A 21612-nucleotide genomic window follows, 5' to 3' on the forward strand; every position below is an offset into this window, starting at 1 on the left:
CGCCACGCGCGTATCTCTCGTCCCCCGTGAGGGGAGCAGGCCCGACAGGCCCCGGTTTCCCCTGTTGCTTTACGGTTTCGCATGGCACTATCGCCAAGGTCACCGTCAAGTTACTGACGGTAAATCAGATTTGGTCACTCGAGGGGGAGCTCGTGAACCGACGCCGCCACGCCACCGCCGCGATCACCATGATCTGCGCCTTGACCGTGCTGGCCTCGCCCGCGCTGACCCTGCAGGCCGCCGCCGCGCCGCTCCCGCCGCCGCCTCCGAAGAAGAGCCTGGAGGAGGTGCGCAAAGAGATAGACACCCTGTACCGGCAGGCCGCCGTCGCCACCGACGCGTACAACCTCGCGGAGGAGAAGACGAAGGAGCAGTCCGCCGAGATCGTCCGGGTCGCCGTGATGATCGTGGAGGGCCGCGAGAAGATCGAGGCCCTCAAGGCCAGGGCCGGCGCCACCGCCCGCGCCCAGTACCGCAACGGCGGACTCCCCGACGGCGCGCAGCTCGTCCTCACGAACGACCCCCAGCTCTTCCTCGACAACGCGGGACGCCTCAAGGCCGGAGCGAAGGCCACCACGGACCTGCTCGGCGAAATGACCCGCACCCAGGCCCAGTTGGACGTCTACGCCAAGGACGCGGGCGTGAACTGGACCAAGCTGGAGGCCAACCGCGTGCGGCAGGCCCAGGCGAAGAAGGAGATCGACGGCAAGATCGCCGCCGCGAAGAAGCTGGAGTCCGAACTCGCCGCCGAGGAGCGGGAGCGGCTGCGTCGGCTCGAGGAGCAGGCGCTGTCCAGGGCCCAGACGACCTGGCTCGGCACCGGTGTCCTCGCCGGCCTCAAGGGGGACGCGACGCCGGAGGCGAAGAAGGCGATCGCGTTCGCGACCGCGCAGATCGGCAAGCCGTACGTGTGGGGTGCGGAGGGCCCGGACTCGTACGACTGCTCGGGACTGACCCAGCTCGCCTGGGGCACGGCCGGCCGGCCGATCCCGCGCACCTCGCAGGAGCAGTGGCGCCTGCTGCCGCGCGTGGACATCAAGGACATGCGGCCCGGCGACCTGATCGTCTACTTCAAGGACGCGAGCCACATCGGGATGTACGTCGGAAACGGCACGATGGTGCACGCACCGCGCCCCGGCCGGAACGTGACGCTCGCGGGGGCGGGCTCGATGGAGATCCTGGGCGTCGTCCGCCCGACGTGACGGGACACCGTCCGCCGGTGTGACGGCGGACACCGCCTCGCGCTCTCCCCCCGACGTGACGGAGTCCACGCGTCGCGGCGGAACCGCGGGCGCCGCCCCGGCGTGACCTTTCTCATTGCCTCGGGGGCGCCCCGTCGGCCGTTCGGGGGCAAGTACCTCCCCTTCCGCGGCATATGCCAATCGAGACGCGGACGCCGACCCGCTGATCGCCATTCCGCTGCGCACCGCCGTACCGCTATGGTCCGGGACGGGCGGGACGCCACCCGGCGCCCTGCGCACCCTCGGGGGGAGGGAAGGAAACCCGGACCGATGCCCGTATCCGTACCGCGTCAGAGAAACGTCTCTGCCGTTGTGGGACCCGGCGACGTCGCCACTACGGACGCCACCGCCATGGACGCCACCGCTATGACAGGCACAGTCACAGGCACCGATCGCACCGATCTCACTCTCCTGGTCGTCGAGGACGACCCGGCGGGTGCCCTCGCCGTACCCGAACTGCTCGACGCGGCCGACGCCGCCGGCACCCGGGTCCGCATCCGTACCGCCCGCAACCTCACCGAGGCCGAGCGGCTCCTCACCGACGACGTCCACTGCATCCTCGTCGACCTGTCCCTGCCCGGCCCCCGCGCCGCCGCGGGCGACGACCCGCTCGCCCCGCTGCGGCACATCCTGCGGCTCGCCCCGCGCCACGCCGTCCTCGCGCTCGCGGCCTCCGCCGACGCCGAGCTGGCGGCCGAGGCCGTACGCGTCGGAGCCCAGGACCACCTCTTCCGCGAGGAACTCGACGGGCGGCTGCTCAGCCGGGCCATCCGGTACGCGGTCGAGCGCAAGCGCGCCGACGCCGTCCAGGTGAAGCTCGCCGAGTCCCGGCTCCGCGCGCAGGAGAACGCCCGCCTGGAGCGCGGGCTGCTCCCCACGCCGCTCCTGGAGGGCTCCGACCTCCGGTTCGCGGCCCACTACCGGCCCGGCCGCTCGCGCGCCCTGCTCGGCGGCGACTTCTACGACGTGGTCCGTACGCCCGACGGCACCGTCCACGCCATGATCGGCGACGTGTGCGGCCACGGCCCCGACGAGGCCGCACTCGGCGTCGAGCTGCGGATCGCCTGGCGGGCCCTGACCTTCGCGGGGCTGTGCGGGGACGAGCTGCTCTCCACGATGCAGCAGGTCCTGGAACACGAGCGGGAGAGCGAGGAGATCTTCGCGACCCTCTGCACCGTCGACATCGCGCCCGACGGCCGCCGCGCGGGCCTGTGCCTCGCCGGGCACCCCTCGCCGCTGATCGCCCGGCAGGGGCGGGCGGCACGGCTGCTGCCGTACGAGGACGGCGGCCCGGCACTCGGACTGCTGCCGCGCGCCCGCTGGCCGCGCCGGCAGGTCGAGCTCGGCGGGGCCTGGAGCCTGCTCATGTACACGGACGGACTGATCGAGGGCCGCTCGGCCGGACCCGGCTCGCCGCGGCTCGGCCAGGACGGGATGGTCGACATGATCAACCGGCAGCTGACCTCGGGCCTGCGGGGCGACGAGCTCCTGGAGGCCGCGGTCACGGAGGTCCGGTCCCTGAACGGCGGCGAGCTGACGGACGACGTCGCGGTCCTGGCCCTGGAAAGGGACAGGGCCCGGGGATGACCCCGGGCCCTGATGTCGCTTCTCGCGGCTAGCGGCCGCCGTTGTAGGGGCCGTACGGCCCGTCGCTGCTGGAGCCGCCGCCCCGCCGGCCGCCTCCGCCGCCCGACACCTGCTGGAGCGCGGGGCGGACGTCGACCATGAAGACGATGGCGGCGATCACTCCCGCGATCTGCAGGAACAGCATCGGGAAGAGCAGGTTCAGGGCGAGGTTGATGCCCAGGACGATCAGCCAGAACTTCTTCGTCTGCTTCTCGGCGGCGCGGTAGGCGTCCTCGCGCGCCATGGCGGCGAAGACGAGCGCGGCGACGGCGAAGCCGGTGAAGATCAGGAACATCACCAGGGAGAGGAGGGAGTCGAATCCCGCGCGCAACATGCTGAGCACCGCCTAGGGAAGAGGGGAAGAGCGCCTCGCGGTCAAGGTACCCGGTTCAACGCACCAGGTACCCGTATTGGTGCCCGGCGCTACTCCTTCTCGGCGGCGACAGCCGCCTTCTTGGCGGGCGCCTTGCGGGCGGTGGTCTTCCGGGCGGGCGCCTTCTTGGCCTCGGCGGGCTCGGCGGAGGCCTCCACCGGCTCCTCGGCCTTGGTCTCCTCGGCCTTGGTCTCCTCCGGCTCGACGACGACGGCGATCTCGACGATCTCCTCGGCGACCTCCCCACGCCAGGCCTTGACGGCCTCCTCGCCGTGGGCGGCGACCTCCTCGTACTTCTCGCGCGCCTTGACGGCGTACTCGGCGGCGACGCCGACGCCGCGCAGCGCGAGGTCCTGGGCGGTCTCGCCGAACTTCTTGAGGTCCGTGTCGAGAGCGCCGACGACGTCGGCGAGCTTCGACTGCACGGTGGCCTGGGCCTCCTTGGCCTGCGAGGTCACCTTCTCCTGGACGGCCTTGGGGTCGGTGTTCCGTACGGCCTCGATGCGGGCGGGCGCCTCGGCGGCGATCTGCTCGATCAGGCCGGGAACCTTCTTGGCCTGCTGCACGGCGAGGTCCGCGGTGCCGGCGGCGAAGTAGAGAGGGGTACGCAGTTCGTCGATGATGGCCATGCTGGTGGTCCTCCCGGATGTGACGTACGAGCGAGCGCTGGCTCAGGGACGGTCAGGCATCGGACGCGTCGGCGGGCCGCTCGGCGGCCGCGCCGCGGGCGCCCGCGGGGGTCTCGGTGGTTCGGTAGGCGTCGGTGGCTCCGGCGGCTCCGGCCTGATCGGCCTCGGCAGTCCGGTCCGCCTGGGCGGCCGCTGCGGCGGCCTCGGCGGCGTTCTCCTTGCGGAAGGAGTCGTAGATCTGGAGCAGCACCTGCTTCTGCCGCTCGTTGATCGAGGGATCGGCAAGGACGACGGCGCGCGTCTCCAGCTCCTCCCGCTCCTTCTCGTCGAGGATCCCGGCCCGTACGTAGAGCGTCTCGGCGGAGATCCGGAGCGCCTTCGCGACCTGCTGCAACACCTCGGCGCTGGGCTTCCGCAGCCCCCGCTCGATCTGACTCAGGTACGGATTCGACACCCCGGCGGCGTCGGCGAGCTGCCGCAGGGAGAGCTGCGCGGTCCGCCGCTGTTCGCGGAGGTACTCACCGAGATTGCCGACGTTGAGCGATGCCATGCTCCGACCATGCCAGCCTTTGCTAACTATTGCAAGCAGCCGCTTGCAAGAGTCGCCCCCGACCGGTCGGACCCGAAGTGCCCCCGGAGCGGGCTCTCGGCCGAGCGGTCCGAGAAGGTCCTCCGCACCCCGCGCACCCGGGCGGGGCCGCCCGTAAACCCCGTGATCTTCGCGGTCGCTGCTGCGAGACTGGGCCGCATGGAGACGACGACGGGGCGCTTCCGGGCGGCGGTCAGGGAGTGGGCGGCCGACGGCTCGGCGGCTTCGGCGGCCGCCGAGGTCGCGCGCGACGTCGCGGCCGGCACCGAACTGCGTACGGCCGTGCTCGTGGAAGGGGTCAGCGACCACGTCGCGCTCGACGCGCTCGCGGCCCGGCACGGCCGCTCCCTCGACGCCGAGGGCATCGCCGTCATTCCGCTCGGAGGAGCGACGAACATCGGCAGGTTCGTGCATCTGCTCGGGCCCCGGGGGCTCGGCGTCACGCTGGCGGGCCTGTGCGACGCCGGCGAGGAGGGCCACTTCTCGCGCGCCCTCGAACGCGAGGGGCTCGGCCACGACCTCGCGCGCGCCGACATGGAGCCGCTCGGCTTCTACGTGTGCGACGCCGACCTGGAGCAGGAGCTGATCCGCTCCCTCGGCGCCGAGTCGGTGCAGCGGGTCGTCGACGCCCAGGGCGACCTGCGGGCCTTCCGCATCTTCCAGAAGCAGCCCGCCCAGCGGGAGCGGGACGTCGAGCGGCAGCTGCGGCGCTTCATGGGCACCATCAGCGGCCGCAAGAGCCAGTACGCCCGCTCGCTCGTCGACGCCCTCGACCTCGCCGAGGTACCCCGCCCGCTGGACCGCCTGCTCGCGCACGTGTCCCCGTCCGCACGCTAGGGCACCTGCTCCCCGCCACCCCTCGCGCCCCTCCTGCCCCGCCGTGCCATGCTGGTGGGCGTGGCACTGGAGGACCTGGTACGGCTGCGCCGGGCGCGGGACGTGATGGATCGCGACTACGCGCTGCCGCTCGACGTCCCCGCGCTCGCCTCCGTCGCCCTCATGTCGACCGGGCACTTCGCCCGCAGTTTCCGCGCCGCCTTCGGCGAGACCCCGTACAGCTACCTCATGACCCGCCGCGTCGAGCGCGCCAAGGCGCTGCTACGGCGGGGCGACATGACCGTCACGGACGTCTGCTTCGCCGTCGGGTGCACCTCGCTCGGGTCCTTCAGCTCCCGCTTCACCGCACTCGTCGGCGAGACGCCGTCCGCCTACCGGGCCCGCCGCCACGAGCACGGGGCCGCGATCCCGGCGTGCGTCGCGAAGGTGCGGACGCGGCCGGTCCGGAAGAGCTGAGCCCATCGATCAGTTTCGGAGAAGCGGAATCCTGTGGGCCGCCGTAGCTTCGAAGGCATGAACGTCAAGCTCTCGCAGTGCTTCATCGCAGTCGACGACCACGACAAGGCCCTCGCCTTCTACCGCGACGCCCTCGGCCTCGAGGTGCGCAACGACGTCGGTTTCGAGGGGATGCGCTGGGTGACCGTCGGGTCCCCCGCGCAGCCGGACGTGGAGATCGTCCTCGAACCGCCGCTCGCCGACCCCAACGCCTCCCCCGCCGACCGGCAGGCGGTGGCCGAGCTGCTCGCCAAGGGCATGCTGCGCGGCGTCATCTTCGCCACCGACGACGTCGACGCCACCTTCGAACAGGTCCGGGCGGCCGGCGGCGAGGTCCTCCAGGAGCCGGTCGACCAGCCGTACGGCGTCCGCGACTGCGCCTTCCGCGACCCTGCGGGCAACATGCTGCGCTTCACCCAGCCCCGCTCCTCCTAACGACCCGAACCTCCCCGAACCCCCTGTCGGCCTCCGCCGCCCGTGCCACCATGGCCGGGGCGCCCGAGTCGGGCCGAGGCCTACAGGGGGTTCCGCATGCCGGTCGACCGCGTCTGGCTGGACGTGCCGTACGCCGAGAAGGACGCGGCCAAGCGCGGCGGGGCCCGTTGGGACCCCGTCGCCAAGCGATGGTTCGCGCCCCGGGCCGGGATGACCGAACTCGCCCGCTGGGCCGCCTCCGCCGACGTCCCCGACCTGCTGCCCGGCGAGGACCGGACACTCGGCAGCGGGCTCTTCGTCGACCTCGTGCCCCGCACCTGCTGGTTCACGAACGTCCGGTCCTGCGTGGCCGAGGCCGACTGGGAACGGCTCCGCCGGATGATCACCGGTCGGGCCGGGCAGCGCTGCGAGGCCTGCGGGGCGGGCGAGGACCGCCCGGCGCGGCGGTGGCTGGAGGCTCATGAACGATGGACCTATGACGCCACCACCCGCGTCCAGACCCTCAGGCGGCTCATCTGCCTCTGCACCGACTGCCACACCGTCACCCACTTCGGCCTCGCCCAGGTGCGCGGCATCGAGGACCGTGCGTACGCCCACCTCGTGAAGGTCACCGGGATGAGCGAGCCGCGGGCCCGGGACCATGTCCGGGCCGCGTTCGCCGTCTGGGAGGACCGCTCCCGGCACGACTGGGAGCTGGACCTCGGCATCCTCACCGGGGCCGGGATCGCCCTGGCGCCGCCGCCCGGCGCCGGCGACCGCGCCCGGGTCGCCGACGAGACCCTCGTGCCCCGGCAGCCCGGGGCGCGGCCGGCTCGCGCGAAGGGGGCCGACACGCGCCCCGGCCCCGGCTGAGGCGTTGCCCCCGAGCCCGCGGGAGACCCACCGCATCATCGGCAGGGACTGAAGCCCTCGAACGCCTCGCCGATTCCGTCGTACTGCTGACGCACGCCCATATGGCGCCCCCTCATGTCCTTCGTCATGTGGTCCCGAAGTCCTGCGCGCCCGTCGAGTCTGCGCCGCCGCACCCCGCTCGCCGTACTGACAGATGACACGAGAGGGCGACGAGGTGACCCTCGTATCACCCGACACCCTTCTTCGGAGCGGTGGTTGGTTCGGTCGGTCACTCCGCCCAGGCGGCGAGCGTCCCGAAGTCCGCCGCCGTGAGCCCCCGCCGGGGGTCCACCCGGTGGAGCAGCGCCCGGCCGGAATGGTGGGCGGCCACCCAGTCGCGGTCGGCCGCGCCGATCTCGTCGTCGACCCAGGCGAACGGCCGCCCGTCGGCCCAGGCCACGAGTGCCGGTGCCTTCCAGTGCACTCCTGGCGCGGGATCGGGCCCGTCGTCGGGCCACCGGACCAGGGGCAGGGCCGGAAGTCCGAGGCGCGGCGCGACCCAGGTGTTCGCGTCGTCCTCCCAGGTCGTCGCCCAGACGAGTGCGTACGGGAGCGCCGCGAGCCGCGGCCCCTGCGCGGGATCGAGCCGTGCGAGGAGGGGGCTGACGGACGGGGGCGCCGGTGGCGCGTACGTCGGGTACTCCCGCCCGCTCGCCCCGAAGGGGATCAGCGGGCCGTCGACGTCCAGGAAGAGGAGGGGGGTCACCATGGGGCCATGCTGGGCGGGCTGCGGCCCGGTCGCCACGGGGCCCATGCCGACCGGGCCGGGAGCCCGCCCTCCATTCGTCCACTTCGCGATAATCCGCGACGGATCGATCCTCGTTACCCTTGCAGGCATGACAGCCATGGCACCCACCCGCACCGAGCCCGACCTCTCCTACCTCCTCGACCACACCAGTCACGCCTTGCGGACCCGGATGACCGCCGCGCTCGACGCGATCGGGCTGACGCCCCGGATGCACTGCGTCCTCGTCCACGCCCTGGAGGAGGAGCGCACCCAGGCGCAGCTCGCGGAGATCGGGGACATGGACAAGACGACCATGGTCGTCACCGTCGACGCCCTGGAGAAGGCCGGGCTCGCCGAGCGCCGGCCGTCGAGCACCGACCGGCGCGCGCGGATCATCGCCGTGACCGAGGCGGGGGCCAGGGTCGCCGAGGAGAGCCAGCGGATCGTCGACGGCGTCCACGAGAGCGCCCTCGCCTCGCTCCCCGACGAGACCCGCGTCGCCCTGCTGAAGGCCCTGGACCTGCTGGTCACCGGCCACCTGGAGACCCCGGTCGAGAGTCCGAGGCCGGCCCGCCGGGCCCGCCAGCGCGGCTGAGCCGGACACCGGGAGGCACCGGAAACCCTCACTCGTTCCGTAAAAAATAGTCTTCAACAAAACCTTCTGCTAACGTCACTCCTGTCGGCTCCACCGAACAGGAGTGATCCCCGTGCCCACGCCCCCGCGCACCCCCTCCCGCCAGCTCGCCCTCGGCGTCCTCGCCACCGGCATGCTGATGACGATCCTCGACGGCAGCATCGTCACCGTCGCGATGCCCGCCATCCAGAGCGACCTCGGCTTCACCCCCGTCGGTCTCAGCTGGGTCGTCAACGCCTACCTGATCGCCTTCGGCTCGCTCCTCCTCCTCGCCGGCCGCCTCGGCGACCTGATCGGCCGCAGGCGGATGTTCCTCGCGGGCACCGGGATCTTCACCGCCGCCTCGCTCCTCGCCGGAGTCGCCGCCTCCCCCGGCGTCCTGATCGCCGCCCGCTTCCTCCAGGGCGTCGGCAGCGCGATGTCCTCCGCCGTCGGCCTCGGCATCCTCGTCACGCTCTTCACCGTGCCGCGCGAACGGGCCCGCGCCATCGCCGTGTTCAGCTTCACCGGCGCCGCCGGGGCCTCCCTCGGCCAGGTCCTCGGCGGCATCCTCACCGACGCCCTCGCCTGGAACTGGATCTTCTTCATCAACCTGCCCATCGGCCTCGCCACCCTCCTCGTGGCCCTGCGCGCCCTCCCCTCCGACCGGGGCCTCGGGCTCAGGGCGGGCGCCGACGTCCTCGGCGCGGTGCTCGTGACGACCGGCCTCATGACCGGGATCTACGCGGTCGTCAAGATCGAGGAGTACGGAGCCGGTTCGGCGCACACCCTCGGCCTCGGGGCCCTCGCCCTCGCCCTCCTGGCCGGCTTCCTCGTGCGCCAGGCGAAGACCGCGAACCCGCTCATGCCGCTGCGGATCCTCCGCTCGCGCAGCGTCTCCGGCGCCAACGCCGTCCAGATGCTGATGGTCGCCGCTCTCTTCTCCTTCCAGATCCTCGTCGCGCTCTACCTGCAGAAGGTCCTCGGGTACGGGGCCGCCGAGACGGGTCTCGCGATGCTGCCCGCGGCGGCCGTCATCGGCGCCGTCTCCCTGGGCGTCTCGGCCCGTCTCATCGCCCGATTCGGCGAGCGGAACGTCCTGCTCACCGGCCTCGTCCTGCTCGTCGGCGTCCTCGGCCTGCTGGCCCGCGTCCCCGTCCACGCCTCCTACGTCACCGATCTGCTCCCCGTGATGCTGCTCGCCGCCGGCTTCGGCCTCGCGCTCCCCGCGCTCACCTCGCTCGCCATGTCGGGCGCCGAGGAGAAGGACGCGGGCCTCGCCTCCGGCCTCTTCAACACCACCCAGCAGATCGGCATGGCCCTCGGCATCGCGGTCCTCTCCACCCTGGCCGCCACACGCACCGAGTCGCTCACCGCGGCCGGCCGCCCCGCCCCCGAGGCCCTGACCGGCGGCTACCACCTGGCGTTCGCCGTCGGCGCGGGTCTCCTGCTCGCCGCCCTGGCCATCGCCTTCACCGTCCTGCGCCGCCCCGGGAAGCCGGGGGCACCGGGCTGGCAGGAGCAGGCGAAGGAGACGAAGAGCCCCGCGACAATGGCGGCATGAGAGCCGGCAGACTCGGCGCCCCGCTCTTCCTCCAGACCCGGCAGCGCGTCACCGCCGCCGCACCGGACGTGTCCGAGCGCACCGCACGCCGGGGCCTCGAAGCTCTCGCGAGCTCCGGGGTCCCGGCGTACCGGAGCTCCTGGACCCGCCGCAGGCACGTAGGGCCCTCGCCCGCGTCGGAGCCGAACTCACCCTGCTCCACGGTCAGTCGACGCCGCCAGACACTCCGGAAGCTCCGCCTCGTGCACCAGGGTCAGCCGTGACACCGCCCGCGTGAGCGCCACGTACAGCCGGTTCGGGCCCCGCGCCTCCGCCGCCACGATCGCGGCCGGTTCGACCACGACGACATGGTCGAACTCCAGGCCCTTCACGACCGTCGCGGGAAGCACGGTCACCCGCTCCGCCGCCCCGCACGCCCGTACGGCCTCCTCCACGGGACGCACCAGGCCGCCGGCTGTGATCACCCCGACCGACCCCTCCGCCACGAGCGCCTCGCGTACGGCCCCGGCGGCCGCACCGAGCAGATCGAGGCGGTCCGTCGTCCGGACGACCGTCACCTCGCCGTCCTTCCGGACGGAACGGCCCGCCGGTACGTCCGCGCCCAGGTGCGGCAGGAGGCGGTTGGCGAGGTCCACGATCGCCGCCGGGACCCGGTAGCCGAGGGTGAGCGGCACCACGGGCGCCCCGCGCTTGCCCAGGTGGACCAGCTGCTCGTCCCAGTCACGGGCCGCCCACGGGGTGGTGCCCTGGGCGAGGTCCCCGAGCACGGTGAGCGAGCCGAACCCGGTGCGGCGGGCGATCGCCCGGCACTCCATGGGCGAGAGGTCCTGGGCCTCGTCGACGACGACATGGCCGTAGCTCTCGGGCCGCTCGATCAGACCCGCGAGTTCGTCGAGGAGCACGAGGTCGGCCGCGGTCCAGCGCGCCGAGCGGTACGAGCGCGGCGGCCGGTCCCAGCGGATCGCCGCCCGTTCCGCCGCTGTCAGGGCGGTGTCGGAGGGGTCCGTGAGGAGGTGCGCGAGCACCTCCTCCGGGATCGCCTTCGGCCAGCACGCGTCGAGGAACGCCGTCACCGCCCCCGCCCGCTCGATCCGCCGCGCCCAGGCCGCGCCCATGGGCCCCCACCGGCGCTCGGCCCGGAGCTGGAGGGCCCGCACGATGCGGGCGCGGACCCGCTCGCGACCGGTCGCGTAGGGCGGCGCCTCCTCCCGTACGTCCGCGACGATCGCGGCGAGCTGCGCGGCCGGCAGCCGCCAGTGGTACGAGCCGTCCGGCACCGCGAGGTCCTCCGCCGGCGCCGGGTCGACCCTGCCGTACAGCGCGCGGTGCAGCACCTCCGCCATCCGGGCGTCGTGCTTGACCCGGGCCGCCGCCCCGCCGTCCTCGGCACGGACCGGGTGCCGGGCGATCTCGTCGTGGAGGGTGGCCTGACGGACACCGGTCTCGCCGAGCGAGGGCAGCACCTCGGAGATGTACGAGAGGAACGCGCGGTGCGGGCCGAGGACGAGCAGACCGGAACGCCGGATCCGCTGTGGATGGGTGTAGAGGAGGTACGCGGCCCGGTGCAGGCCCACGGCGGTCTTGCCGGTGCCGGGCGCGCCCTGCACGCACAGGGAGGCGGCCGGGTCGGAGCGTACGAGGTCGTCCTGCTCGGGCTGGATGGTGGCCGCGATGTCCCGCATCGGGCCCACCCGGGGGCGCTCGATCTCTCCGGCGAGCAGCGCGCTGACGGTCACCTCCCCGCCCGCGGTGAGCCGTTCGTCCTCAAGGGCGGTCAGATCCTCCGAGGCGCCCTCGCTGTACGGGGCCCAGCCGAAGCGGCGGCGGCGGAGCACGCCCTGCGGGTCGCGGGCGCCCGCCTGGTAGTAGGCGCGGGAGACGGGCGCACGCCAGTCGACGACGAGCGGCGGGGCGGCCGGGTCCTCGCCGATCCGCCGGCGGCCGATGTGGTGCACCTGACCGTCGTCGAGGTCGAGGCGCCCGAAGAACAGCGGTCCCGCGGGCTGCTCCCGCATCTCCTTGGCGCGACTGCGCAGATGGCGGCCGAGCGCCTCGGCGTCGGCGCCGGAGGCGGCGGTGTCCTCGCCGGTGACGACCTGTTCGGCGACGTCCTCGGTCATCCGGGTCAGGGCGGCACGGCAGGCGTCGTGGTGGGAGCGTTCGCGAGCAAGCTCAAGGTCCAGTGACGTCATTCCGACAAGACTAACGGAAAACGTTACCGAGTTACATTTTTTACCTGTCTACGTGACGCCTGCCCGGCACGCCCACTCAGTACGGAAGCCCCTCCCGCAACGCCCGGAACGCCAGCCCCGCCGCCGCCACCGCGTCCGCCTCCACCTCGTCGGCCGTCTCCCCGGCCGCGATCCGCGCCGTGTTCTCCTCGGCGAGGACCCGGAGCACGGTCACGATCTGCCCGGCGGCGAGCCGCGCGAGGAGGGCGTCGCCCCGCGAGCCCTCCGCGCCTCCCGAGCCCCCCGAGCCCTCCACACCGGCCGCCAGCGCACCCGCGAGCGCCGCCTCCGACCGCACGCGGTAGGCGTGGAGGCGACCGACCAGGGCCGGCGTGCCGTACAGCAGCCGGAGGTACGCCAGGACCGCGGGGTGGTCGCAGAGCCCGGTGACCGGATCGCGCCGGGCGAGGCCGTCGAGCAGATGCGCGGACAGCGCGTCGAGCGGGGCCGTGCCGGCACGACGGCCCGCGGCCACCACCCGGGCCGACTCGTCCTCGTGATCCGCGAACCGGTGGAGGACCAGATCCTCCTTGGCCGGGAAGTACCGGAAGAGGGTCGGCTTGGAGACCTCGGCGGCGGCCGCCACCTCCGCGACCGAGACGGCGTCGAAGCCCCGCTCCAGGAAGAGCGCGACGGCCGCGTCCGACAGGGCCTGACGGGTCCGCTCCTTCTTCCGTTCGCGCAGCCCGGGGGCGGCGGCATCGCGGTCCGGGGTCACGAGGCACGCCCCTCCACCAGTACGGCGACCCCGTCGAGGACCCGGGCCAGACCGAAGCGGAACTCGACCTCGGGCTCGTCGGCGACATCCATCACGCCCGAGTCCAGCATCCGCGCCACCTCCGGGTACCTCTCCGGATCGGCGAGCCGCCGCAGGGTGCGGCCGTACCGGGCGAGCACCTCTCCGGGATCACCCTCGGCCGAGGCGATGACCGAGGCGAGGTCGGCCATGACCAGGGCGTCGTTCCGCACGTATCCGCTGACCAGCAGGGTCACCGAGATCTTGGAGCCGGGGTCGAGACCGGTGCCCTCCAGGGCGACGAGGGCCTTCTCCCACCAGGCGACCAGGTTCGGGGTCGCGGGCGGGCCGGAGACGGGGACCCGCAGCATCCAGAGGTTGCGGTGGTAGACCTCGCGCAGCGCCCACGCCCAGGCCTCCAGGGCCTCGCGCCAGGCGGTGCCGGCCGGGAAGAGCTCGGGCGGGGCTCCGGTGGCGGCCTCCAGCATGAGGACGTACAGCTCGCTCTTGGCGGAGACGTACCGGTAGAGGGACATCGTCGAGGCGCCCAGTTCCTTGGCGACCCGGCCCATGGAGACGGCGCCGAGCCCCTCGGTCGAGGCGAGGGCGACGGCCGCGTCGACGATCCGGTCCAGGGTCAGCCCGGGCTTGGGGCCCTTCGAGGGGCGCTCCCGCAGCCCCCAGGCCGCCTCGATGCTCGGCGGCAGGAAGGTCCCGCCGTCACCGGTCACAGCACCGTCACCGGCCGCGGCACCGCCGCCGCCGACGTCTCCGCCCGCACGTCCCTCGCCGTCCGTCGTCACAACCCGCCGCCTCCCGGCCACCTCGCACGCTTGACGCCCATCCTAGTAATGCGTAACCCTTACACAGTAACGCGTATGACATACGCAGTACGGAAGAGGTATCCCCACCGTCCACCCGCCCAGGGAGCACCCATGCCTCCGGCCATCGAAGCCACCGGCCTGACCAAGACCTACGGAGACGTCCGCGTCCTCGACGCCCTCGACCTCCACGTCCCGCGCGGCACCGTCTTCGCCCTCCTCGGCCCCAACGGCGCCGGCAAGACCACGACCGTCCGCATCCTCTCCACCCTCACCACGCCCGACGCCGGCCACGCGCGCGTGGCCGGGCACGACGTCGTCACCGCCCGCTCCCGGGTCCGCCGCGCGATCAGCCTCACCGGACAGTTCGCCGCCGTCGACGAGACCCAGACCGGCGCCGAGAACCTCTGGACGGCCGCCCGGCTCTCCGGCCTCTCCCGCCCCGCCGCCGCCCGCCGCGCCGCCGAACTCCTCGACCGCTTCGGGCTCACCGAGGCCGGCGGCCGCCTCACGAAGACGTACTCGGGCGGCATGCGCCGCCGCCTGGACCTCGCCGCCGGCCTCGTCCGCGACCCCGGCGCGACCCAGGTGATGTTCCTCGACGAACCCACCACCGGACTCGACCCGCGCAGCCGCCGGGAACTGTGGCAGGCGGTCCGCGAACTCTCCGACGCCGGTACGACGGTCTTCCTCACCACCCAGTACCTGGAGGAGGCGGACCGGCTCGCCGACCGGATCGCGGTCCTCGGCCTGGGCCGCACCCTCGCCGAAGGCACCCCCGCCGAGCTCAAGGCCCGGTACGCCGCCCACCGCCTCGACGTCGTGGCGTCCGACGAGCAGAGCTACGTGCGGCTCACCGAGCGGACGAGCCCCGCGGCGACCCGGGACCCCGAGACCCGCACGCTCGGCGTCCCCACCGACGGCAGCGCCGCCCACGTGCGGGAGCTGCTCGACACGCTCGACCCCGGGCGCCGGGACATCGCCCGCTTCGGGCTGCACACGGCCACGCTCGACGACGTCTTCCTGACCCTCACCGCCGACAAGGAGCCCAGCCGTGTCTGACACGCTCACCGCCGCGAGCACCCTCGCCGGGCGCGGCATCCGCCTCAGCCGCCGCAACCTCGACGCCGTCATCACCTCGATGATGCTGCCGATCATGCTGATGCTGGTCTTCGTCTACTTCTTCGGCGGAGCCATCGACACCGGCACCCGGTACGTCACCTACGTCGTCCCCGGCGTGCTCGTCCTCTGCGCCGGGTTCGGCGCGGCGAGCACCGCCCTCTCCGTCAGCGAGGACATGCGGCTCGGGGTCGTCGACCGCTTCCGTACCCTCGACATCGGCGGGACGCCGTTCCTCGCTGGGCACGTCGCCGCCGCCGTCACCCGCAACGCGCTCTCCACCACGCTCGTCCTCGGCGCCGCCTTCGTCATCGGCTTCCGCCCGAGCGCCTCACCGGGCGGCTGGCTCGCGGCCATCGGACTGCTGCTCGCCTACATCACCGCCGTGTCGTGGCTGTCGGCGGCGATCGGCCTCGTCACCAGAACGGCGGAGGCGGCCGGCGCGGTGACGTTCTTCATGATGTTCCTGCCCTATCCGAGCAGCGCGTTCGTGCCGATCGAGACGATGCCGAGCTGGCTGCACGGCTTCGCCGAGCACCAGCCGGTGACCCCGCTGATCGAGTCGATGCGGGGCCTGCTGCTCGACCAGCCGGTCGGCGACTCGCCGTGGATCGCGCTGGGTTGGTGCGCCGGCCTGCTGACCCTCGCGGTCACCGCATCGGGCTTCCTCTTCCGGCTCCGCACCCGCTGACGGGCGGAGACCTCAGAAGGAGCCGGGCATCAGAAGATGTCGGGCGAGAAGGGCCGCAGCGGCGTGCGGAACAGCAGGTCGGCGCGGGCGGCCGCGCCGGCCGTCAGCTCCTCGACGCGCCCGAGGCGGCCGAGCCGCACCGCCGACTCGTCGCCGAACGCGAGGACGCCCAACTCGGCGATGTCGAAGGCGAGATCGGCGGACTCGTCCGTACGGACACAGGAGGCGCCGTCCGGGGAGGCGTCGATCCGGTAGCGCCCGCCGGCGAACCCGTCCCCGTCCCGCAGGTCGAGCACCAGACCGTCCGTCACCGGGTACGTCCGGCTCTCCAGGACCCGGACGACGTCGAGGACCCGGACCCACAGCATGTCCGCGTACGTCAGCAGCTTCGCGGCGCGCGGGTCCGGCAGGAGCAGCGGCAGCGGGTCGTCGGGCGCCCGGTAGCCGGAGCGGACCGTGCTGATCCAGTCGACGGAGCAGAGGTAGTGCCAGAGGGCGCGCTCGGCGGCCGGAGTGACGGCGATCAGGTCCCGCACGGTCGCCGTGTTCATCGGCTGCTTGGCGTCGTCCCACTTGTCGTCGGCCGTGTAGGCCACGAACCCCTCGATGGCGCCGGACTCCGCGCGGTACAGCGCGTAATAGGGCTCACGCCACGGCTCGCTCTGCACCCCCAGACCGGTGCCGACGTCCCAGCCGCGCGCGTTGCGGTCGGTGACCCCGGCGCGGACGCCGCCGAGCCGGGCGTACACCTCGGGGCCGACCTTGCGGATCTCGTCGGCGTCGGTCAGATCGATCCGGCCGCCCTCCTCGGGGCGGCCCGAGCGGCGCGGGTCGAGCCCGGCCCGGCGCACGTCCACGCTCCACTCGGCGCACCAGCTGGCCGCGCCGAAGCCGTACCGCCCGTAGATCGGGTACTCGGCGGCGATCAGAGTGGCGACGGCGTCGCCCCGCTCCTTCGCGGCGGCCAGGTCGGCGCCCATCATCCGGCTGAGCAGTCCGCGCCTGCGGTGCGTCGGGGAGACGGTGACCTGGGTGATCGCGTCGGCGGTGAGGCTGCCGCCGCCGACCGTGCTGACCTCCTGCCGGAAGGACCGGAAGGTCGCGACGGTCCGGCCGCGGTCGTAGGCGCCGAGCGTCCGGGCGAGGTCGACGTGCGGCAGCCGGTCGGCGACCTCGGCCTCGGACACGACGGGCGGGTTGAGGAACCCGGTGCGCAGGGCACGCTGCCAGTCGGGGAACTCGGACTCCGTCACCGCGCGTACGTCGACAGTCATCCTTCGACCCTACGCAGGGCCCCGGGACACCCGCACCCGAGTTTTCCCCCGGCGCCCTCCGCGGCCTCGTGGGCCCCGCCGCGCCCCGCCTCCGCGCCCTTCGCGGCCTCCGTGACCTTCGCGGCTCACGCCAGCAGGTCGTCGACCTGAGCCTCGCCCTCCCGGTAGCGACGGGCGATCTCGGCGCTGCAGTCGTCGGCGGTCCGCTGGAGGTGCTGCCGGCGCCGGGAGATCTGCTGCTCGTACCCGGCGAGCCGCCCCATCCCCGCGTGCAGCTCGTCGTCCGTGCGGGCCGTGAGGTCCGACAGCTCGACCTCCGACAGCATCTCGGACGCGAGCCGCCGGTACTCCTCGCTGCGCGGCGTCGACAGCGTCACGTGCCGGGCCGACGAGCGGTGCCGCGACGGCACGTCGGCGAGGATCTCGGAGAGCCGGTCGAGGACCGGGGCCTCCGGGTCGGTCCGGCGCGCCAGCTCGGCCCGCAGGATGTCGATCCGGCCCTGGAGCATCCGGCGCACATAGCTCAGGTCGGCCTCGTCGCTCTGCGCGTCCCGGCGCAGGGCGCGCAGCTCGGGCAGCCGGAGCGCACCGAGCTCGGGCTGGGTCCGGTCCGACAGGGCGGGTTCGGCGGTCCTCTGTACGGGTGGGCGCGTGGCCGGGCCTCCGCCCGGTCCACCGCCCCTGGTTCCGGCGCGGATCAGCGGTACGGGGCCGGACGGCGTCGGCCCGGTGCCAGGTGCACTCATGAGAATCGTCCCCTCGACCGGTGCGGAGCCGCACCGCCTGACACGCATCGTGCCACTCCTGCATGTGCGCGTGCAGGCGCTCTGCACCCGTTCGGCCCCTCATCCGTCGGAGTGGTCGCCACTCGGTAGGTTGGGGCGTATGCGTGCAGTGGTGCAGAGGGTGGACGGCGCGAGTGTCGTCGTCGCAGGGGAGACCGTCGGTGAGATCACCGGCGAGGGCTTGTGCGTGCTGGTCGGGGTGACCCACGACGACACCCCGGAGAAGGCCGCCCAATTGGCCAGAAAGCTCTGGTCCGTCCGGGTACTGGACGACGAGAAGTCGTGCTCGGACGTGAACGCACCGCTGCTCGTCATCTCCCAGTTCACGCTCTACGGGGACGCTCGCAAGGGCCGCCGGCCCACCTGGAACGCGGCCGCGCCCGGCCCGGTGGCGGAGCCCCTCGTGGACGAGGTCGTGGCCCGGCTGCGCGAACTGGGCGCGCACGTGGAGACGGGCCGGTTCGGAGCGGACATGCGCGTCTCGCTCACGAATCACGGCCCGTTCACGGTGCTGCTGGAGGTCTGAGCGACGCCCGGCGCCCCTACGGCTCGACGACGGTCTCCTGCGCGGCGGCCGTCGTCCCGGCGATCAGCGGGGCGTCCACCGGCACGTTCCGCTTCACCAGGGCCAGGGCGATCGGCCCCAGCTCGTGATGGCGGACGGAGCTGGTCACGAAGCCGAGCTGGCGGCCCTCCTCGCCGTCGGCGGCGAGCCGGAGCGGGGTGCCGTGCCCGGGCAGCAGCACCTCGCTGCCGTCCAGGTGCAGGAAGACCAGACGGCGCGGCGGCTTCCCCAGGTTCTGCACCCGGGCGACGGTCTCCTGGCCCCGGTAGCAGCCCTTCTGGAGGTGGACGGCGCTGCCGATGAGGCCGACCTCGTGCGGGATGGTCCGGTGGTCGGTCTCGAAGCCGAGCCGAGGCCGGTGGGCCTCGACGCGCAGCGCCTCGTACGCGAGGATGCCGGCGGCCGGGCCGTGCGAGGCTTCGAAGGACTCCAGGCCGGCGCGGGGCAGGAAGAGGTCGCGGCCGTGCGGGGTCTCCCGTACGACGACTCCCTCGGGCACCTCGGCGATGGAACCGGCCGGGAGGTGGACGACGGCGATGTCGTCCGTACGGTCGGCGACCTCGACGCGGTAGAAGAACTTCATCGACTCCAGGTACGCGACGAGCTCCTCGCGCGTGCCCGGCTCGACGTGAGCCCACACCGTCTCGCCGTCGTCGACGAGGTACATGGCGTGCTCGATGTGCCCGTTCGCGGAGAGGATCAGCGCCTCGGTGGCCTGTCCGGGCGCGAGGTCGGTCATGTGCTGGGTGACGAGCAGGTGCAGCCAGCTCAGCCGGTCGTCACCGGTGACGGCGACGACACCGCGGTGCGAGAGGTCGACGAAACCGCGTCCGTCGGCGAGGGCGCGCTGCTCCCGGAACAGGTCGCCGTAGTGCGCGGCGACACCTTCGTCGCGGCCTTCCGCGGCGACGGCGCCGGGCAGGGACAGCAGAGGGCTGGTCGTTGAATGTCGCTGCATGGGGCAAGCCTACGACTCGCTGTCCAGCGCCTTCCGCGTACAGTCCGCGCATCGCCCGAAGATGGCGAAGTGCTTCATGTCGGTCTCGAAGCCGAAGGTCTCACGGAGCTTCCCGGTGAACTCGGAAGCCACCTCGACATCCGCCTCGATCACCTCGGAGCAGTCCCGGCAGACCAGGTGCAGATGGTGGTGCCGGTCGGCGAGGTGGTACGTCGGAGCCCCGTGCCCCAGATGGGCGTGACTCACGAGCCCGAGCTCCTCCAGGAGCTCGAGGGTCCGGTAGACGGTGGAGATGTTCACCCCGGACGCGGTCCTGCGGACTTCGACGAGGATGTCGTCGGGCGTCGCGTGTTCGAGCGCGTCGACCGCCTCGAGGACGAGCTGACGCTGCGGCGTCAGCCGGTAGCCGCGCTGCCGCAGGTCGCTTTTCCAGTCGGTACTCACCACGCCCCCCAGTGTAGGAGGGCGCGGCGCTCAGCCCCAGGTTCCGACGGGATCCAGCGGGATCCCGCGGGTTCTAGCGGAAGAAGGCGATGCCGTCGTCCGGCAGGTCGCCGAGGTTGCGGGCCATGTCCGCGACCTCTTCAGGCGTCACGACCTTCTTCAGGTGCGCCGACATGTACGGCCGCAGCGGAACCTCGGGGGTCGCCTTCTCGCCCACCCACATGAGGTCGCTCTTGACGTAGCCGTAGAGGCGCTTGCCGCCGGAGTACGGACCCGAGGCCGCGGTGCGGGCGACCGCGTCCGTGGCCAGGTCGATCTGCGGCTTCTGGTCGGCGAGCTCGCCGTACCAGATCTCGACGATGCCCTGGTCACGGACCATGACGACCTCGACCTTGCGGTCCTTGTCGATGCGCCAGTAGCCGCTCTCGCTCTCCAGCGGACGGACCTTGTTGCCCTCGTTGTCCAGGACCCAGGAGTGGGACGTGTACTCCAGGAAGTCCCGGCCGTCGTGGCTGAACGTCACGGACTGCCCGAAGTTGCACTTGTCGGCGCCGGGGAAGTCGGAGACACCCGCGCCCTCCCACGTGCCGAGCAGGAACGCGAGGGGGACGAGGTCCGGGTTGAGGTCGGACGGGATCTCGATCATGAGCAGCTCTGGCGTTCTCTAGAAGTGGTTGGCGAGAAGGATTAGCGCTGGCCCTGGTACAGCTTCTTCACGGCCAGACCGGCGAAGGCGATCACGCCGACGGCGACCAGGACCAGGAGGATTTCGAAGAAGATGATCACAGGGTGCTCCTCGACTGAGCGGTGAAGGCGGAACGGGCCGGACCCCAGCTTAGTGGGCGGGGACCCGGCCCACTCGGTGAGGTGGGTCTCGCACGCTGTGACCGGCGCGACGGTGCCGCGCATTACAGTTCGACGCATGCCGAAGAAGCTCGTGATCAAGGTGACCGCGGGGGCCGAGGCCCCCGAACGCTGTTCCCAGGCCTTCACGGTGGCCGCCGTCGCCGCCGCCAGCGGCGTCGAGGTCTCGCTCTGGCTGACCGGCGAGTCCTCGTGGTTCGCCCTCCCCGGCCGCGCCGCCGAGTTCGAGCTCCCGCACGCCGCACCGCTTCCGGACCTCATCGACGGGATCCTGGCGGCCGGCGGGCGCATCACGGTCTGCACGCAGTGCGCGGCCCGCCGTGACATCGAGGAGAAGGACCTCCTGGAGGGCTTCCGCATCGCCGGCGCCCAGCTCTTCGTGCAGGAGGCGATGGCGGACGAGACGCAGGCGCTCGTCTACTGACCGCGACTATTCGTGGCGGCGCTTCTTGCCGTCCAGCTCGTCCCACCACTCGTCCGACGTCGGGTCGCCCGAGGGGTCGTCCCACCAGCGATCCTCCGGGCCCCGACGGTTCGCGACCATCGCGGCGACCGGGGGGATGAGCATGGCGACCACGCACATGCCGATGGCCACCGGCATCGAGAAGAGGCGCACGACGGCCCAGGCGCCCACGAAGAGCAGCAGGCAGGCGCCCATCATCCAGAAATAGACGTGGCGACGTCGTGCGTACACACCTTCAGGGTACGACCGAAGGGCCGTGCCTCAAGTCCTGGAAATGGCGTCCAACCCCCCAGGAGGCACGGCCCTTCGGCCGGTTCGGTGTCGCGGATCAGACCGCGATGGCGACCTCCGCGAGGCCACCGTGCTGCGCCACGACCTGACGGTCGGCGGTGCCGCCGGGGACCAGGGCGCGGACGGTCCACGTGCCCTCGGCCGCGTAGAAACGGAACTGGCCGGTGGCGGAGGTCGGGACCTCGGCCGTGAACTCGCCGGTCGAGTCCAGGAGGCGGACGTAACCGGTGACGGGCTGGCCGTCCTTGGTCACGAAGCCCTGGATGGTGGTCTCACCGGGCTTGATCGTCGAGGCGTCGGGGCCGCCGGGCTGCGCTCCACACATGTCGTTCTGTCCTTACGGTCGAGGG

The 21612-nt window shown here is 72.7% G+C and carries 26 protein-coding genes; 12 read left to right on the top strand and 14 right to left on the bottom strand.

Annotated elements, in window-relative coordinates; genetic code table 11:
* Positions 1-152: 152 nt before the first annotated feature.
* Together IF00_RS0129475 and IF00_RS0129480 are read left to right on the top strand one after the other, a co-directional pair.
* Positions 153-1202, top strand: a complete 1050-nt coding sequence (locus tag IF00_RS0129475; RefSeq protein WP_030323237.1) for a C40 family peptidase — start codon at positions 153-155, stop codon at positions 1200-1202.
* A gap of 390 nt (positions 1203-1592) precedes the next feature.
* Entirely contained in the window at positions 1593-2828 is a 1236-nt protein-coding gene (locus IF00_RS0129480) for a PP2C family protein-serine/threonine phosphatase (protein ID WP_106975895.1), read from the top strand.
* A 28-nt stretch (positions 2829-2856) separates the two neighbouring features.
* Here IF00_RS0129480 and IF00_RS0129485 read toward each other — a convergent pair whose 3' ends face one another.
* The 3 genes from IF00_RS0129485 to IF00_RS41650 all read right to left on the bottom strand — a co-directional run bounded on the left by IF00_RS0129485 (position 2857) and on the right by IF00_RS41650 (position 4419).
* On the bottom strand, positions 2857-3201 hold the full coding sequence (locus tag IF00_RS0129485; RefSeq protein ID WP_030323240.1) for a DUF2516 family protein: 345 nt from the start codon (positions 3199-3201) through the stop codon (positions 2857-2859).
* 89 nt (positions 3202-3290) lie between these two features.
* Positions 3291-3869 carry a hypothetical protein gene (locus IF00_RS0129490; RefSeq protein ID WP_030323241.1) on the bottom strand — a complete coding sequence of 193 codons (579 nt, stop codon included), beginning with the start codon at positions 3867-3869 and terminating at the stop codon, positions 3291-3293.
* 52 nt (positions 3870-3921) lie between these two features.
* Positions 3922-4419, bottom strand: coding sequence for a helix-turn-helix domain-containing protein (locus IF00_RS41650; RefSeq protein WP_030323242.1), 498 nt, complete (start codon positions 4417-4419; stop codon positions 3922-3924).
* Between the two features lie 198 nt (positions 4420-4617).
* Here IF00_RS41650 and IF00_RS0129500 point away from each other — a divergent pair, with 198 nt between their 5' ends.
* The 4 genes from IF00_RS0129500 to IF00_RS0129515 all read left to right on the top strand — a co-directional run bounded on the left by IF00_RS0129500 (position 4618) and on the right by IF00_RS0129515 (position 7077).
* Complete coding sequence (locus IF00_RS0129500; protein WP_030323243.1) at positions 4618-5295, top strand: ATP-dependent endonuclease; 678 nt, start codon at positions 4618-4620, stop codon at positions 5293-5295.
* Positions 5296-5343: 48 nt separating this feature from the next.
* Positions 5344-5751, top strand: a complete 408-nt coding sequence (locus tag IF00_RS0129505; RefSeq protein WP_030323247.1) for a helix-turn-helix domain-containing protein — start codon at positions 5344-5346, stop codon at positions 5749-5751.
* A 57-nt stretch (positions 5752-5808) separates the two neighbouring features.
* On the top strand, positions 5809-6225 hold the full coding sequence (locus tag IF00_RS0129510) for a VOC family protein (RefSeq protein WP_030323249.1): 417 nt from the start codon (positions 5809-5811) through the stop codon (positions 6223-6225).
* Positions 6226-6321: 96 nt separating this feature from the next.
* Positions 6322-7077, top strand: a complete 756-nt coding sequence (locus tag IF00_RS0129515) for a DUF5710 domain-containing protein (RefSeq protein ID WP_051820673.1) — start codon at positions 6322-6324, stop codon at positions 7075-7077.
* 268 nt (positions 7078-7345) lie between these two features.
* Here IF00_RS0129515 and IF00_RS0129525 read toward each other — a convergent pair whose 3' ends face one another.
* Positions 7346-7825, bottom strand: coding sequence for an HAD domain-containing protein (locus IF00_RS0129525; protein ID WP_030323252.1), 480 nt, complete (start codon positions 7823-7825; stop codon positions 7346-7348).
* Between the two features lie 127 nt (positions 7826-7952).
* Between IF00_RS0129525 and IF00_RS0129530 the strand changes: the two genes are divergently transcribed.
* Both IF00_RS0129530 and IF00_RS0129535 read left to right on the top strand, forming a co-directional pair.
* Positions 7953-8438: a MarR family winged helix-turn-helix transcriptional regulator gene (locus tag IF00_RS0129530; RefSeq protein ID WP_030323254.1), complete on the top strand. Its 486-nt coding sequence runs from the start codon at positions 7953-7955 to the stop codon at positions 8436-8438.
* Positions 8439-8610: 172 nt separating this feature from the next.
* The gene (locus tag IF00_RS0129535; protein WP_245234673.1) at positions 8611-10020 is read left to right on the top strand and encodes an MFS transporter; all 1410 of its coding nucleotides are present in this window, start codon (positions 8611-8613) and stop codon (positions 10018-10020) included.
* 188 nt (positions 10021-10208) lie between these two features.
* On the opposite strand, the gene IF00_RS0129540 is transcribed toward IF00_RS0129535, so the two are convergent.
* The 3 genes from IF00_RS0129540 to IF00_RS0129550 all read right to left on the bottom strand — a co-directional run bounded on the left by IF00_RS0129540 (position 10209) and on the right by IF00_RS0129550 (position 13790).
* Complete coding sequence (locus IF00_RS0129540) at positions 10209-12212, bottom strand: HelD family protein (RefSeq protein WP_030323257.1); 2004 nt, start codon at positions 12210-12212, stop codon at positions 10209-10211.
* A gap of 76 nt (positions 12213-12288) precedes the next feature.
* Positions 12289-12969 (bottom strand): TetR family transcriptional regulator, encoded by a 681-nt coding sequence (locus tag IF00_RS0129545; protein WP_030323258.1) that lies wholly within the window; start codon positions 12967-12969, stop codon positions 12289-12291.
* On the bottom strand, positions 12966-13790 hold the full coding sequence (locus tag IF00_RS0129550) for a TetR/AcrR family transcriptional regulator (RefSeq protein ID WP_388310372.1): 825 nt from the start codon (positions 13788-13790) through the stop codon (positions 12966-12968). Before IF00_RS0129550 ends, IF00_RS0129545 begins: the two co-directional genes overlap by 4 nt.
* 132 nt (positions 13791-13922) lie before the next feature.
* Here IF00_RS0129550 and IF00_RS0129555 point away from each other — a divergent pair, with 132 nt between their 5' ends.
* The gene (locus tag IF00_RS0129555; RefSeq protein WP_030323262.1) at positions 13923-14870 is read left to right on the top strand and encodes an ABC transporter ATP-binding protein; all 948 of its coding nucleotides are present in this window, start codon (positions 13923-13925) and stop codon (positions 14868-14870) included.
* On the top strand, positions 14863-15618 hold the full coding sequence (locus IF00_RS0129560; protein ID WP_030323263.1) for an ABC transporter permease: 756 nt from the start codon (positions 14863-14865) through the stop codon (positions 15616-15618). Before IF00_RS0129555 ends, IF00_RS0129560 begins: the two co-directional genes overlap by 8 nt.
* Positions 15619-15647: 29 nt before the next feature.
* Here the strand turns inward: IF00_RS0129560 and IF00_RS0129565 are convergent, their stop codons facing one another.
* Together IF00_RS0129565 and IF00_RS0129570 are read right to left on the bottom strand one after the other, a co-directional pair.
* Positions 15648-16892: a GNAT family N-acetyltransferase gene (locus IF00_RS0129565; protein ID WP_030323265.1), complete on the bottom strand. Its 1245-nt coding sequence runs from the start codon at positions 16890-16892 to the stop codon at positions 15648-15650.
* Between the two features lie 125 nt (positions 16893-17017).
* Entirely contained in the window at positions 17018-17638 is a 621-nt protein-coding gene (locus tag IF00_RS0129570; protein ID WP_030323270.1) for an RsiG family protein, read from the bottom strand.
* 139 nt (positions 17639-17777) lie between these two features.
* Between IF00_RS0129570 and dtd the strand changes: the two genes are divergently transcribed.
* Positions 17778-18203, top strand: coding sequence for a D-aminoacyl-tRNA deacylase (dtd, locus tag IF00_RS0129575; protein ID WP_030323272.1), 426 nt, complete (start codon positions 17778-17780; stop codon positions 18201-18203).
* A gap of 16 nt (positions 18204-18219) precedes the next feature.
* Here dtd and ygfZ read toward each other — a convergent pair whose 3' ends face one another.
* The 3 genes from ygfZ to IF00_RS0129590 form a co-directional block, all read right to left on the bottom strand.
* On the bottom strand, positions 18220-19200 hold the full coding sequence (gene ygfZ, locus IF00_RS0129580; RefSeq protein WP_030323275.1) for a CAF17-like 4Fe-4S cluster assembly/insertion protein YgfZ: 981 nt from the start codon (positions 19198-19200) through the stop codon (positions 18220-18222).
* Between the two features lie 9 nt (positions 19201-19209).
* Positions 19210-19647, bottom strand: a complete 438-nt coding sequence (locus tag IF00_RS0129585; RefSeq protein WP_030323276.1) for a Fur family transcriptional regulator — start codon at positions 19645-19647, stop codon at positions 19210-19212.
* A 70-nt stretch (positions 19648-19717) separates the two neighbouring features.
* Positions 19718-20290 (bottom strand): heme-binding beta-barrel domain-containing protein, encoded by a 573-nt coding sequence (locus IF00_RS0129590; protein ID WP_030323277.1) that lies wholly within the window; start codon positions 20288-20290, stop codon positions 19718-19720.
* 276 nt (positions 20291-20566) lie between these two features.
* Here IF00_RS0129590 and IF00_RS0129600 point away from each other — a divergent pair, with 276 nt between their 5' ends.
* Positions 20567-20932 (top strand): DsrE family protein, encoded by a 366-nt coding sequence (locus IF00_RS0129600; RefSeq protein ID WP_030323279.1) that lies wholly within the window; start codon positions 20567-20569, stop codon positions 20930-20932.
* Positions 20933-20938: 6 nt separating this feature from the next.
* Here the strand turns inward: IF00_RS0129600 and IF00_RS0129605 are convergent, their stop codons facing one another.
* On the bottom strand, positions 20939-21202 hold the full coding sequence (locus tag IF00_RS0129605) for a DUF3099 domain-containing protein (protein WP_030323280.1): 264 nt from the start codon (positions 21200-21202) through the stop codon (positions 20939-20941).
* Positions 21203-21299: 97 nt separating this feature from the next.
* A complete protein-coding gene (locus IF00_RS0129610) occupies positions 21300-21587 on the bottom strand; it encodes a DUF1416 domain-containing protein (protein ID WP_015035121.1) in 288 nt (95 codons plus the stop codon).
* Positions 21588-21612 lie beyond the last annotated feature (25 nt).

This window comes from Streptomyces flavochromogenes (genome assembly GCF_000717595.1).
Lineage (GTDB): Bacteria > Actinomycetota > Actinomycetes > Streptomycetales > Streptomycetaceae > Streptomyces > Streptomyces flavochromogenes.